Below are 13052 nucleotides of genomic sequence, written 5' to 3' on the forward strand. Positions count from 1 at the left end.
TCATGGCAGTAACCATCAGCGACGTCGCCCATGCGGCCGGCGTCAGCAAGGGTGCTGTCTCGTATGCGCTGAACAACCAGCCCGGCGTCAGCGACGCCACCCGGGGCCGGATCCTGCAGGTCGCCAAAGAGCTTGGCTGGAAGCCAAGCCTCCGCGCCAAGGGCCTGTCCTCCGCGAAGGCCTACGCGCTGGGCCTGGTGGTGGCCCGCGACCCGAAGCTCCTCGGCACGGACCCGTTCTTCCCGGCGTTCATTGCGGGCATCGAAACCACCCTCGCCGAGCACGATTACACGCTGGTCCTGAGCGTTGCCACCGCCCCCGGCGCCGAAGAACGGGCGTACCGCAAACTGGCCGACGGCGGCCGCGTGGACGGCGTGATCCTGACCGATGTGCGGCACAACGATTCCCGGATCGGCCTGCTGCGCGAGCTCAAGCTGCCGGCCGTGACGCTCAACAGGCCGGATTCGGACTCACCCTTCCCCGCGGTGTCCATGGATGACACGGACGGCATCACGGCCGCCGTCGAACATCTTCTGGCCCTGGGCCACGTCCGGATCGGCCACGTGGGCGGGGCCCAGGAATACATCCACGGCCGCAGCCGCCGCCGGGCCTGGGAAGCGGCCATGGCCGCTGCCGGCCTGGCAGCGGATCTGTTCGCGGAGGCTGACTTCACGGCGCCCGGGGGAGTGGCCGCCACCGCGGAACTGCTCCGCCGGCCGGACCGCCCCACCGCGATTGTCTATGCGAACGACCTCATGGCGACGTCCGGCCAGTCCTTCGCCCAGTCCCAGGGCCTGAGCGTTCCGGGAGATCTGTCCATCACCGGTTACGACAACGCCGAGTTCACCCAGTACCTCAACCCGCCCCTCACCACTATCGCCACTGACCCCATGCGCTGGGGCAGAGTTGCCGCGCAGGCCCTCCTGGACCAGCTCAACGGCACCCACTCCGGTGAGGATACGGACCTGCAGGCACCTTCCCTGCTGGTCCGCGCCTCCACCGGCCCCGCCCCATCCACAACCACCAAGCCAGCACCGTAGCAATCAATCCCCCAAGCAAGCAAAAAGGCACACCAACCAGTCGCAGATCCCCACCGGGACCAGTACCAAGGAGTCGCAATGAAGCGCTTTACCAAAGCCACGCGAATATTGTCAGTGGCCGCCCTGACCGTCATGGGGGCAGGCCTGGCTGCCTGCGGCGGCAGCGGAGGGGGCGGCGATGGCGGTTCCGCCACGTCCGCCAAAGGCCCCATCAAGATCTGGTACTCCAACAACGAGTTCGAGGTGAAGTGGGGCAAGGCGATGGTGGAATCCTGGAACTCCGCCCACCCGGACGAGAAGATCGATGCGCAGGAGATCCCTGCCGGCAAGAGCTCCGAGGAAGTCATCGGCGCAGCCATCACGGCCGGCAACGCTCCCTGCCTGGTCTTCAACACCGCGCCTGTCGCAGTTCCCCAGTTCCAGAAGCAGGGTGGTTTGGTGGCCCTGGATGAGTTCCCGGACGGGCTCCAGTACATCAAGGACCGCACCGGTGACCTGGCGGACCAGTACAAGTCCGCGGACGGCAAGATGTACCAGCTGCCCTGGAAGTCCAATCCCGTTGTCCTCTTCTACAACAAGGACATGTTTGCCAAGGCCGGGCTGGATCCGGAGAACCCGAAGCTGGGGACGCACCAGGAACTGCTGGACACCGCCCGGACCCTGGTGTCCTCAGGTGCTGCCACCAACGCCATGTGGCCATCACCGGCCAGTGACTTCTTCCAGGCCTGGTTCGATTTCTACTCCTTCTACGCCGCCAACTCCGACGGCACCCCGCTGGTGAAGGACGGCAAGGCCACGTTCGACAGCGAGGAGGGCAAGCAGGTCGCCACCATGTTCGAGACCCTCTATAAGGAGAAACTGGCCTCCAAGGAGGTCTACCAGGGCGATTCATTCGCCGAAGGCAAGGCGGCCATGTCCATGGCCGGTCCGTGGGCCATTGCCGCCTACAAGGACAAGGTGAACTGGGGCGCGGTCCCGGTCCCCGCTGCCGCGGCCAAGGCTGATGCCTCAACCTTCTCCGACGCCAAGAACGTGGCCATGTACTCGGCCTGCGAGAACCAGGGCACCGCCTGGGAGGTCATGAAGTTCGCCACGAGCCAGGAGCAGGACGGCAAGCTGCTGACCGACACCGGCCAGATGCCCATGCGCAAGGACCTTCCCACGGTCTACGCGGACTACTTCGCCAAGAACCCGGCGTACACCCAGTTCGCCGAGCAGGCCGCGCGGACCGTGGAGGTCCCCAACGTCGCCAACTCCGTTGAAGTCTGGCAGACCTTCCGCACCGCCTACGCCAAGGCCGTGATCTTCGGGAACGAAAGCATCGACACCTCGTTCAAGGACGCGGCCGACAAGATCAACCAACTGGTAGCCCAGAAGTAGCGGTGACCCCCAATGTCACTCCGCTCTTCTAGTGGGAACCCCGTCACGGGGAAACCGGCTGGTGGAACGGCGGACCGGCGGCTGGTGCCCAGGAAGCGTAAGAACTTCCTGGGCCCCCAGCCGCTGGGCCTGCTGTTCAGCGCTCCCTACGTCATCTACGTGCTGGCCGTCCTGGCGTTCCCCCTCGGCTACGCCGTCTACATTTCCTTCCACGATTTCTTCTTCACAGCGCCACGGGTCAAGGTGGACCGGCCGTTTGTAGGGTTCGACAACTACATCACCGTCCTGTCAGACCCCGCCGTCCAGCGCTCGTTCCTGAACATCGGCGTTTTCCTCATCATCAACGTCCCGCTCACGGTGGGCCTGTCGCTGCTGCTGGCCAACGCCCTGAACCGCATCACCCGGTTCAAGACGTTCTTCCGCCTCAGCTACTACGTGCCGTATGTGACCGCGAGCGTCGCCGTCGTCGGGGTCTGGCTGTTCCTGTTCCAGCAAAACGGGCTGCTGAACACGCTGCTGGGGCCGCTGGCCCCAACCCCGTCCTGGCTGGTGAATTCGTGGCTGGCCATGCCCACCGTGGCCCTGTACGTGACGTGGAAACAGCTGGGATTCTTCATCCTGCTCTACCTCGCGGCGCTGCAGAACATCCCCGACGAGCTGTACGAATCAGCGGCCGTGGACGGCGGCAACAAGTGGGTCCAGTTCTGGAACATCACCGTGCCGGGCGTCCGGCCCGCCAGCGTCCTGGTCACGCTGCTGGCCACCATCACCGGCGCGAACCTCTTCACCGAACCGTATCTGCTGACCGGCGGCGGCGGTCCGGACGGGGCCTCGGCGTCCCCGGTGTTCATCATGTACCAGCGGGGCCTCCTGCAGGGGAACCCCGACGTCGCGGCCGCACTGGGTGTGGTGCTGGTGATCGGCGTCCTGCTGATCGCCCTGATCCAGAAACGCCTCGTGGGCGGGAAGGAGGACTGAGAATGTCCGTCACCAACGCACAAAACGCCAAGAACGACGACGACGCCAGCCGGCGTCCGGAACCACCGGAACCTGTCCTTCGTCCCGGCTCGGGTGTCGAAAAGCGCCGCAACCTGGGCGTGGGCAGCTTCATCCTGCTCGGCGTGGGCGCCTTCGTTTTCCTTTTCCCGTTCTATTACATGCTCATCGGTTCACTGCAGACAGCCCCGGACACGTCGATCTTCGGCGCGTTTCCTAACCCGGCCAACATCACCGGGGCGAACTATGTGCAGATCAACGAGTCCATCAACCTGTTCCGTGGCCTGCTCAACTCCGGCATCTTCACCGGCGGCGTCATCTTCTTCACGGTGATTTTCGGGCTGCTCGTGGGCTATGCCCTGGCGCAGATGAAGTTCCGTGGCCGCGGCGTGGTGTTCGGCATGATGCTGCTGGTGCAGATGATCCCGTTCCAGCTGCTGCTCATCCCGCTCTACGTCATGATCGTGCGCGATTACGGCCTGGCGGACAGCTTCCTGGGCATGATCCTGCCGTTCGCCATCAACTCCACGGCGGTGTTTGTGTTCCGCCAGTACTTCCTCCAGCTGCCCTCAACCCTGTTTGAGGCGGCCCGGATCGACGGCGCCTCGGAACTGCGGATCCTGTGGCAGATCGCCATCCCGCTGGTTCGTCCGGCTATTGTCACCGCGGTGCTGCTGACCTTCATCGGCCCGTGGAACGAGTTCCTGTGGCCGTTCCTGGTCACCAAGGAGCAGTCCCTGCAACCCCTGGCCGTGTCCCTGGCCAACTTCATCTCCAACATCGCCGGCCAGGCCGGCAACCCGTTCGGCGCCATCCTTGCCGGTGCCTGCGTCCTGGCGGCGCCCGCCGTCGCGCTGTTCATTTTCTTCCAGCGCCAGTTCATTTCCACCAATATCGGTTCCAGCGTAAAGGGCTAATCAATGACTTCCCCCCACACTTCTGCACTCCCCACTGTCCCCTTCACCCTCACCCGCGCCGGCGTCATCATGACCCCCGAACCCGGCAACGACTTCGAGGCCGAGGGTGTCCTCAACCCCGCCAGCGGCCGCGGCCCGGACGGCGAGCTGTACCTGCTGCCGCGGCTTGTGGCCACCGGCAACGTGTCCCGCGTGGGCCTCGCCAAAGTGGTCATCAACGACGACGGCGTACCCACCGGCGTGGAACGCGAGGGCGTGGTCCTGGCCCCGGACGAGGGCTGGGAACGCGGCATGAACAACGCCGGCACCGAGGACCCGCGCACCACCTGGGTACCCGCCCTGGGCAAGCACCTCATGACCTACGTGGCCTACGGCCCGCTGGGTCCCCGCCTCGCCTTAGCCCACTCCGAGGACCTCCGGAACTGGGACCGCCTCGGCCCCTGCTTCTTCGAGTACCAGGCCGATCTCTCCATGGACCTGAACCTGTTTCCCAACAAGGACGCCGTGTTCTTCCCGGAGCCGGTGAACGACCCCGACGGCGTGCCCTCCTACGCCATGCTGCACCGCCCCATGTGGGACCTGGGCTGGATCCGTCCCGGCGAAGGCGAGCACCTGCCCGCCGGCGTCACGGACAACCGCCCCGGCATCTGGATCTCCTACGTGGCTGTGGCCGACGTCGAACGCGACCTGCGCAACCTGGTCCACATGGGCAAGCACCGGCTCGTGGCCCTCAGCGAGTTCCCCTTCGAGGAACTGAAGATCGGCGGCGGCCCGCCCCCCTTCCGCGTGAACGAAGGCTGGCTCCTGATCCACCACGGCGTGGCCGGCAAGATGGCCGCCTCCGCCTTCGAGCAGCAGCAGAACGTCAACTACACCGCCGCGGCCATGATCCTGTCCGCAGACGACCCGTCCAGGGTCATCGCCCGCAGCGACAAGCCGCTGTTGGCGCCGGAAACCGAGGACGAGATCTCCGGGATCGTGCCGAACGTGGTGTTCCCCACCGCGATCGAAAAAATCGGCGACCAGCTGTTTGTGTTCTACGGGATGGCCGACTCCAAAATCGGTGTGGCCAAACTGGACCGGGTCTGAGGGTGATGCCTTCACCGAAGGCCACACGGCCGGTGGTGACGGCGGTGGCCGTTTCCCTGCTGGCTGTTTCGCTGCAGGCAGGTGCCGTCACGGCGGCCCCTGCCGCGCCGCCGTCGTCCGCCACTGCGCATACTGCACCGGCGGCACCCGTCCTGGCACCCGCATTGGCCGACGGCGGCAGCCTGACCAACCTGGACCACCTGGACTTCCTGCTGGACACGGTTCCGCTGGCTCCGGTGGCCGGGCACACCACCTACCAGCTGGAGCAGGACCCCGAGGCCGAAGCGCCGTGGACCTACGCCGACAAGAACGACGACGGCAGTTATGACCGTGTGGGCGGCGGGAACCTGGATCCGGCCACGGGCGACTGGACCCAGGGCGCCTACAACGCGGACGATATTGCCCGCACCGCCGTCGTATACCTGCGGCACTGGAAGCAGACCGGGGACCTGGCGAGCAAGGAGCACGCCTTCCAGAACCTTCGTACGCTCACGTACCTGCAAACGGTGGACGGCCCGAACGCCGGCAACGTCATCCTCTGGCAGCAGACGGACGGCAGCCTGAACCCCAGCGCCATTCCCGTGGAACTGCCGGATCCGTCCGACTCCGCGGAATCCTACTGGCTGGCCCGCACGGTGTGGGCCCTGGGCGAAGGTTTCGCAGGGTTTGCCGAGTCCGATCCGGAGTTCGCCGCGTTCCTGCAGGACCGTCTGCACCTTTCCCTAGGTGCCCTGAACCGCCAGTCCCTGGCCAAGTACGGCACGTTCGACACCGCCGACGGCGTCCAGGTTCCGGCCTGGCTGATCGCCGGCGGCGCGGATGCCTCGGCAGAGGCCGTGCTGGGCCTGGCCGCGTATGTGGAGACCGTTCCGTCCGATGCCGTGGCCACCACGGCGCTGTCCCAGCTGAGCGAGGGCGTGACGGCGATGTCTTCCGGATCGGCCACGCAATGGCCGTTCGGCGCGATCATGCCGTGGAACAAGTCGCAGAGCCTCTGGCATGCGTGGGGCGGCATGGCTCCGGCCGCTGTTGCCACCGCGTCCAGCGTCTTGGACCGGCCTGACCTGTTGACGGCAGCCGTGAAGGACACCGCGCAGTTCACGCCGCAGCTGCTCGCAGCAGGCGGACCGGACAACGCCTGGAGCCCCGCTCCCGGCGAGGCGCAGATCGCCTACGGCGTGGACTCCCGCGTCCAAAGCCTGGTGGCGACGGCGGAAGCCGCTAAAGCTCCAGGCCTCCTGGACGTGGCCGCCATCGCCGCCGGCTGGTTCTTCGGCGCCAACCCCAACGGCGCCCCCGCGTACAACCCGGCCACCGGCACGGCCATCGACGGGATCGAAACGGACGGCCGGATCAACCCCAACTCCGGCGCCGAATCCACCATCCACGCCCTGCTCACCATGCTGGCCCTCGACGCCAACCCGGAACTCCGGGCCAAGGCCGTGGGGATCAGCGTGACCGAAGGGACCAACGGACTCAACGTGGTGGAAGCCGAAGCCGGCACCATCACGGGCAGCGGCACCGTGGTTCGCCCGCCGTCGTCCTGGACCGGCGAAGCGAACATCTCCGGCGGGGCATATGTTGACCTGAACGCCGGCGGCAGTCTTTCCATCCCGCTGGCGGCAGCGGACCAGCCCAGCAATGTCTTCCCCATCGTGAACCAGGCAATTGCGCCCTCGGGCACCACCACCTGGACCTCGGCCAAGGGACCGCTGGGCACCACGGCCAACGGCGGGGCAGGGGCGCAGGGCATCACCGACGCGCCCGGCATCCTCATCCCGCTCACGCTGAGGCGCGCACTGGCTGCCGGACTGACTTCGGTCACCGCCAGCACCGACGGCCACGCGGCACTGGACGCCCTCCTGGTCCAGCCGCTGATCTCCACGGTGCGGGTCTCCGGTTCCGGCGGCGAGTCCACGCTGTACGTCAGCGCGGCCAAGTCCGCTACCGTGCAGCAGGTGGGCGTGCCGGAAGGGTTTGTGCTGGTCCAGCGCCAGTACGACTCCGCCGGCCAGCCGGTGAAGGGCTCTGCGGACAACGCCAGCACCACGTCCGGACGCGTCACGGTGGCCCCGGGCGGCTTCACGATGGTGACGCTGACCGCCGGGTGACCCTGGCGGGCTGACGCTGGTGCCAACGGACCGGCGTCACGCACGGCAGCCTTTTGGAAACCACGACGGCGCCCTGCCGCGGATAGGCGCGGTGGGGCGCCGTCGTCGGGCGTTAAAGCCTGCCCTGCGTGACACCGCGCGACGCGAGGCCGGCGGCGGAGGGTGGGTCCCGCCGTCGGACTTTACACGGTGGCAATAGCCGGGACATTCAGGCGAAACCACCCGGCGGAAACATGGGATACGGCCCCTCCGGCCTTCCGGGCCAGGCTCTGCTGAAGGAGTGCACGCATGGCTACGCCGTTGAACCAGAGCGTGGCGGATTCCGCCCTGCTGACCAGATCGCTGCCGCTGGGCCTGCTGCGGACGTTCATCCAGTCGGACCTGGCAGACGAAGGGTTCACCCCCACCCTCCTGGCCGAACTGAAGGTCCTGGCCCGTGTCCCCGGGCTGCTCGTGGCCTGCAACTACGGCGGAACACTGTGCGACGCGGAGGGAATCTCCACCGAGACCCTTCCCCTGGGGAGCGCCGCGATCGCGCTCCGCGCCCTGGCCGCCCTGCCCAACACCCATGCCGCCGTCATCTCGGGGCGCTCGCTGCGTGACCTCGCCGCTGTGTCACGGCTGCCCGCGGAGGTGCATCTCATCGGATCGCACGGCGCGGAGTCGGACATGGCCTTCGCCCACGTCCAGGACCTCGCCACCGAAGCCACGCTCCACAAGGTAGGCACCGCCCTGACTGAGGCCGTGGGTTTCCAGGAGGGCATCTGGATCGAGCGGAAGCCGGTGGCCGTGTCCGTGCACACCCGGCCGGCCTCGCCGGCGGTGGTGCAGGTGGTGACGGAAACGGCCCGGGAGATCGCCAGGGCCCATGGGCTGTTCTTCATCGTGGACGGTTCGGTCCTGGACCTCTCGGTAATGGAACCGTCCAAGGCGGACGCCCTGGAAAATCTCCGGTCCCGGCTGGGCGCGAGTGCTGCGCTGTACGCAGGGGACGCCCACAGCGACGAACTGGCCATCGCCACGCTCCGCGGCCCGGACCTGGGGTTACGCGTGGGGCCGGGGGAGACCCGTGCTTCCCACCGGCTGCGGGATCCGGAATCCTTCGCCCGCATCCTTGCCCTCCTGTTCGAGCTGCGGCGGGCCTGGCTTTTCGGCGAGGACGCCGTGGGGCTCGAGCGGCACACGCTGATCGGCAACGGATCCGCCACCGCTTTGGTCACGCCGGATGCCAAGGTCTGCTGGATGAGCCACCCGCTCCCGGATTCAGGGTCGCTGTTCGCCCACATCCTGGGCGGCGACGCCGCCGGGCACTTCTCCGTTGAACCGGTCACGTCCTCGCAGGTTCTGGGCCAGCGCTACGTGGACAGCACCATGATCGTGGAGACGCGCTGGGCGGACGTGACCGTCACGGACTACCTGGAGCCGGCACCTGAAGGGATCACCAGCCTGGTCCGAGTGCTCTCCGGAACCGGCGGCGCCAAGATCGTCTTCGCACCCCGGCCGGACTACGCCAACGCGCCGTTCAGCATGGAAGCCCGCGGCGATGAACTCCATGTGGTGGGAACCTCCGATCCCATCTTCCTTTTTGCCCCGGGCGTCAGCTTCACCGTCACCTCGGACGGCCTCCACGCCACCGCCACCGCTTCGGTCAACCTCCAGGACGGGCCTGTGGTCCTCAACCTGCGCTGCGGCGACACCGAGCCCGCGTTGGCGGACCCCTGCCGGGAGACGGACCGGCGGGCGGGGGTGGCGCTCCACTCCCGCCGCTGGGTGCAGGAACTGGAGCTGCCCTCGGTGAAGCCATCGCTGGTCCGCCGCTCGGCGCTGGTACTCCGGGCACTCGTGCACGAGCCCACGGGTGCCGTGCTGGCCGCGCCCACCACGTCGCTGCCCGAAGGAATCGGCGGCACACGGAACTGGGATTACCGCTACTGCTGGCTGCGGGACGGGTCCATGACGGTGAACGCGCTGGTGGACCTGGGCTCCACAGCGGAGGCGGCCGGTTTCCTGAGCTGGCTGGGCCGGATCCTCGAACATGCGCCGGGCCCGGAATGGCTGCATCCGCTGTACTCGGTGACGGGGGCGCCGCTGTCCACGGAGGCCGTCATCGACAGCCTGCCCGGGTATGCGGGGTCCCGGCCGGTCCGGATCGGCAACGCCGCGGACCACCAGGTCCAGCTGGATGTCTTCGGACCGGTGGCGGAACTGATCCACGGCGTCAGTTCGCGCAATGGTGCCCTCGAGGACGACCATTGGGATCTGTTGGTGCAGATGGCGGCCGCCGTCCTGGCCCGGTGGCATGAGCCTGACCATGGCATCTGGGAAGCACGGCGGCCGCCGCGGCACCACGTCTACACCAAGGTGATGTGCTGGGTGACCCTGGACCGCGCACTGCGGACCGCCGACCGGCACGGCAGGACGCCGGATCCGTCGTGGGAACCCACGGCCCGGACCATCAGGGAGGAAGTCCTGCGCGAAGGCTGGGATGATTCGGCCGCGTCCTATACGGTGGCCTACGACAGCCCCGACCTGGATGCGGCCGTCCTGCACATCGGGCTCTCCGGCCTGCTGGATGTCACTGACCAGCGGTTCCTGGACACCGTCACCGCCGTGGAACGGGAACTGCGGGTGGGTCCCACCGTGTTCCGGTACAGGTACGACGACGGCCTGCCGGGTTTGGAGGGCGGCTTCCACATCTGCACTACCTGGCTGATTGAGGCGTACGTTGCGGTCGGCAGGATCGAGGAGGCCTGGGACCTGTTCGACCAGTTGGTGAACCTCTTCGGCCCCACCGGCCTGCTGCCCGAAGAATACGATCCCAGTACGGAGACGCATCTCGGGAACCACCCGCAGGCCTACTCGCACCTGGGGTTCATCCGCTGCGCCCGGATCCTGGACCGGCACAAGCCAGAGGCCAAAAGGACATAACCCGGCGCGAACGTACACTTGAGGCCCTGTTCGGGAGGGCCCCAACTGCTCGTTCGCGCTGGTCAGTTCAGCAGCAGCGCGACGCCGATCATGGCGGGTACTGCCACCACCGTGGTGATCAGGACGGTGTCCTTGGCCACGGTGAGGCCGGTCTGGTAGCGGCTGGCGGCAACAAAAACGTTCTGCGCGGTGGGGAGGGACGCCACCACGACGGCCGCGAACAAGGCCGGGCCTTCGATGCCCAGGACAAAGCGGGCAAAAATATAGGCGATGGCCGGCTGGACCACCAGTTTGAAGGCACTGGCCAGGAGAGTGTCCACCCGTCTGCCGGCGGCGGCCTGCAATGGCCGGCTGCCGTTCAGGCTCATGCCGAAGGCGATCAGCATGGCCGGAATCGCGGCGCCGCCAATGAGGTGGATCGGCTCCAGGAGCAGCGGCGGAACCTCCCAACCGGTCCCTGCAACCAGCAGGCCCAGGCCGGAGCCAACAATCATCGGGTTCCGCAGGATCATAAGAATGAATCCCCAGGGCGTGGTGCGGTGTGAGCTGGTGCTGGCATCCAGGATCATCAGGAAAATCGGCGTGAAGAACGCCAGCTGGAAGATCAGCAGCGGCGCCACGTAACTGGCGTCGCCCAGGACGTAGACCGCGATGGGGATGCCAAGGTTCGCGGAGTTGGCCAGGGACGCGGCCATCGAGGACATCAGGGCTTCCGGCAGCGCGCGTTTCAGGACGAACTTCACGATGCTGAAGAAGACAAGGGCGGTGCAGACGGCGGACACCGCCGTGACCAGCAACGGTTCCGCGAAGACTTCCCGCAGCTGCGCCTTGCTGAGGGTCTCGAAGAGCAGGGCAGGGCTGGCCACAAAGAAGGTCAGGCCACTGAGGACCTGGCGGGCATTGTCGCCCAGGATCCGCCGGCGGCCGACGAACCAGCCCACCATGATGATGAACCAGACAACAAAGAAGCCCTGCAGCACGCCTACCAAGAAAAGCCTCCGAGGCTGCGGCGGCGGTGTCTGCCCGGACTCACGCTCCGGCTACAGGGCGGCGTTGTTAAGGGCGAACGGCGGGCGCATCAGGCCCGGCGTGAGGCCCTCGGCGGGATCGTTTCCGATCCGGACAATCTTGTTGTCCTTATCCACATGGATAACCTTCGGGTTGTAGGCCTTGGCCTCTTCCGTGGTCATCTGGGCATAGGTGATCAGGATGACAATGTCGTTCTCATGCATCAGGTGCGCGGCTGCCCCGTTGATGCCAATGACTCCCGAGCCGCGCTCGCCGGCGATGGTGTAGGTCTCCAGGCGCGCACCGTTGGTCACGTCCACGATGGCCACGAGCTCGCCGGGAAGGATGTCGGCAGCATCCAGCAGGTCCAGGTCAACGGTGACCGATCCTACGTAGTGCAGGTCGGCATGCGTGACGGTGGCCCGGTGGATTTTGGACTTGAACATTGTGCGATTCATAACCCGCCCAGTCTAGCGCCGGCACACGGATCGCGCTGTGACGCACTAAACATGCCGGCGGAAGCTGTTTCCCCGACTTACCCGCACGTGACCGGGCGATCCGGCACCTAACCGGATGCGCCGCCGTCGTCCGTCCTTGCCACTGAGGTGGCGGTGGCGGCCAGCGTCTCGCGGGCGGCGAGGATGGCCGGCCGCTGCGCGCTGGAGCGGCGCACCGATGTGAACACGGTGCGGTGCGGGTTGCCCGGCAGGTCCAGCAGCTGGGCGGTGGTGCCGCGGCCGGTCCAGACGAGGTCCGGCATCAGCGCCACGGCATTTCCGGACTCGATCAGCCTGATCTGCGCCTGGAGATCGGCAGTTTCGAAGCGCACATCGGGTTCGAACCCGGCACTCCGGCAGGCCTGCTCCGCCCAGTGCCGGGAGGCCGCGCCGCGGGGCTCCATAACCCAGGGCAGCGCGGCGGTATCTTCCAGCGACGTGATGGGCGGCCGGCCGGGAGCGGCCGGCGGAACGGCCAGCCGGATCGCATCAGTGGTCAGCTTGATGCGGTCCAGCTCCGGGTAACGCGGGGCGGCGTGGCCCGGATACTGTTCGGCGATGACCAGGTCAAAATCGCGCGCCCACGTCTCGTGAAGTGCCGTTTCGGGTTCGCGCTGGATCATTTCGATCCGGACCTCCGGGTACTCCGCCGTCATCCGCGAGAGCGTGTCCGGCATCAGCGCCAGGGCCGCGGACTGGAACACCGCAATCCGGACGGTTCCCGTGACAGTGGTCAGCGACGCCGCCAGGTCTGCTTCCGCCTGCTCCATGGTTTCGAGCAGCTGGGCGGTGTGGGCCACCAGGACTTCGGCCTGGGGCGTCAGCTGCACGCGCCGCCCCGTCTTCCGGAGCAGCTCCACGCCCACTTCCTTTTCCAGCAGGGCAAGCTGCTGGGAGACCGACGACGGGCTGTACTGCAGTGCCTCCGCCACCTCCGCCAGGGTGCCCCGGATCTTCAGTTCGCGGAGAAGCCGCAGGCGCCGGACATCGAGCATGGCCACATTCCTTGATGAATCTAATGAATATAGGTTAGAAGTAGTCACTTTATCTAACGCAACTGCGCTTGCATACTGGTGTACCTGAGTT

10 protein-coding genes are annotated in these 13052 nt (G+C 66.9%); 7 read left to right on the forward strand and 3 right to left on the reverse strand.

The genetic code is table 11. The annotated features are described in order from the left end of the window. Positions 1-2: 2 nt before the first annotated feature. The 7 genes from AU252_RS11545 (at position 3) to AU252_RS11575 (ending at position 10461) form a co-directional block, all read left to right on the forward strand. On the forward strand, positions 3-1040 hold the full coding sequence (locus AU252_RS11545) for a LacI family DNA-binding transcriptional regulator (protein WP_058930834.1): 1038 nt from the start codon (positions 3-5) through the stop codon (positions 1038-1040). A gap of 78 nt (positions 1041-1118) precedes the next feature. Continuing rightward, the gene (locus tag AU252_RS11550; RefSeq protein WP_083510356.1) at positions 1119-2420 is read left to right on the forward strand and encodes an extracellular solute-binding protein; all 1302 of its coding nucleotides are present in this window, start codon (positions 1119-1121) and stop codon (positions 2418-2420) included. A 12-nt stretch (positions 2421-2432) separates the two neighbouring features. Beyond that, positions 2433-3398, forward strand: coding sequence for a carbohydrate ABC transporter permease (locus AU252_RS11555; RefSeq protein ID WP_058930835.1), 966 nt, complete (start codon positions 2433-2435; stop codon positions 3396-3398). 2 nt (positions 3399-3400) lie between these two features. Beyond that, a complete protein-coding gene (locus tag AU252_RS11560; protein WP_083510357.1) occupies positions 3401-4333 on the forward strand; it encodes a carbohydrate ABC transporter permease in 933 nt (310 codons plus the stop codon). A gap of 3 nt (positions 4334-4336) precedes the next feature. After that, positions 4337-5422: a glycoside hydrolase family 130 protein gene (locus tag AU252_RS11565; protein WP_058930836.1), complete on the forward strand. Its 1086-nt coding sequence runs from the start codon at positions 4337-4339 to the stop codon at positions 5420-5422. A gap of 5 nt (positions 5423-5427) precedes the next feature. Next, entirely contained in the window at positions 5428-7533 is a 2106-nt protein-coding gene (locus AU252_RS11570; protein ID WP_058932896.1) for a hypothetical protein, read from the forward strand. A gap of 288 nt (positions 7534-7821) precedes the next feature. Beyond that, a complete protein-coding gene (locus AU252_RS11575) occupies positions 7822-10461 on the forward strand; it encodes a trehalase-like domain-containing protein (RefSeq protein WP_058930837.1) in 2640 nt (879 codons plus the stop codon). Positions 10462-10523: 62 nt separating this feature from the next. On the opposite strand, the gene AU252_RS11580 is transcribed toward AU252_RS11575, so the two are convergent. The 3 genes from AU252_RS11580 to AU252_RS11590 form a co-directional block, all read right to left on the reverse strand. After that, positions 10524-11450, reverse strand: coding sequence for an AEC family transporter (locus AU252_RS11580; protein WP_058930838.1), 927 nt, complete (start codon positions 11448-11450; stop codon positions 10524-10526). Between the two features lie 51 nt (positions 11451-11501). Then, positions 11502-11927, reverse strand: coding sequence for an aspartate 1-decarboxylase (panD, locus tag AU252_RS11585; protein WP_205630562.1), 426 nt, complete (start codon positions 11925-11927; stop codon positions 11502-11504). Between the two features lie 107 nt (positions 11928-12034). Beyond that, entirely contained in the window at positions 12035-12961 is a 927-nt protein-coding gene (locus AU252_RS11590; protein ID WP_058930840.1) for a LysR substrate-binding domain-containing protein, read from the reverse strand. Between the last annotated feature and the right edge of the window lie 91 nt (positions 12962-13052).

It is taken from the genome of Pseudarthrobacter sulfonivorans (assembly GCF_001484605.1).
Lineage (GTDB): Bacteria > Actinomycetota > Actinomycetes > Actinomycetales > Micrococcaceae > Arthrobacter > Arthrobacter sulfonivorans_A.

What these genes read in the sequence shown, in the direction of transcription:
- AU252_RS11545 (WP_058930834.1), top strand. Translation starts at nt 3, where the DNA reads ATGGCAGTAACCATCAGCGACGTCGCCCATGCGGCCGGCGTCAGCAAG.
- AU252_RS11550 (WP_083510356.1), top strand. Translation starts at nt 1,119, where the DNA reads ATGAAGCGCTTTACCAAAGCCACGCGAATATTGTCAGTGGCCGCCCTG.
- AU252_RS11555 (WP_058930835.1), top strand. Translation starts at nt 2,433, where the DNA reads ATGTCACTCCGCTCTTCTAGTGGGAACCCCGTCACGGGGAAACCGGCT.
- AU252_RS11560 (WP_083510357.1), top strand. Translation starts at nt 3,401, where the DNA reads ATGTCCGTCACCAACGCACAAAACGCCAAGAACGACGACGACGCCAGC.
- AU252_RS11565 (WP_058930836.1), top strand. Translation starts at nt 4,337, where the DNA reads ATGACTTCCCCCCACACTTCTGCACTCCCCACTGTCCCCTTCACCCTC.
- AU252_RS11570 (WP_058932896.1), top strand. Translation starts at nt 5,428, where the DNA reads ATGCCTTCACCGAAGGCCACACGGCCGGTGGTGACGGCGGTGGCCGTT.
- AU252_RS11575 (WP_058930837.1), top strand. Translation starts at nt 7,822, where the DNA reads ATGGCTACGCCGTTGAACCAGAGCGTGGCGGATTCCGCCCTGCTGACC.
- panD (WP_205630562.1), bottom strand. Translation starts at nt 11,927, where the DNA reads ATGAATCGCACAATGTTCAAGTCCAAAATCCACCGGGCCACCGTCACG.
- AU252_RS11590 (WP_058930840.1), bottom strand. Translation starts at nt 12,961, where the DNA reads ATGCTCGATGTCCGGCGCCTGCGGCTTCTCCGCGAACTGAAGATCCGG.